Origin of the sequence: Cellulomonas sp. GbtcB1 (assembly GCF_019091725.1) — a bacterium.
Lineage (GTDB): Bacteria > Actinomycetota > Actinomycetes > Actinomycetales > Cellulomonadaceae > Cellulomonas.
This window is the reverse complement of sequence record NZ_JAGXJG010000502.1, coordinates 1-239: the sequence shown is the minus strand read 5'-3', so window position 1 is coordinate 239 and position 239 is coordinate 1. Positions and strand designations below refer to the sequence as shown.

1 protein-coding gene is annotated in these 239 nt (G+C 72.8%); it reads left to right on the top strand.

Annotated features, from left to right (window positions below; genetic code table 11):
* On the top strand, positions 1–239 hold a 239-nt coding region (locus tag KVT14_RS21175; RefSeq protein ID WP_306795890.1), incomplete at both ends, for a YbaK/EbsC family protein.

Genomic DNA, 239 nt, shown 5'->3' with positions numbered 1-239 from the left:
AGACCCTGATGGCGTCGGTGGACGGGACGCTCACCGTCACGGTGGTGCCCGTCGCCGGGAAGCTCGACCTCAAGACGCTGGCCCACGCGGGCGGCGGCAAGAAGGCCGTGATGGCCGACCCCGCCGCCGCGGAGCGCGCCACCGGGTACGTGGTCGGCGGCACCTCCCCGCTCGGGCAGAAGACCGCGCACCCGACCGTCGTCGACGAGACCGTCCAGCTGTTCGACACGGTGTTCGTG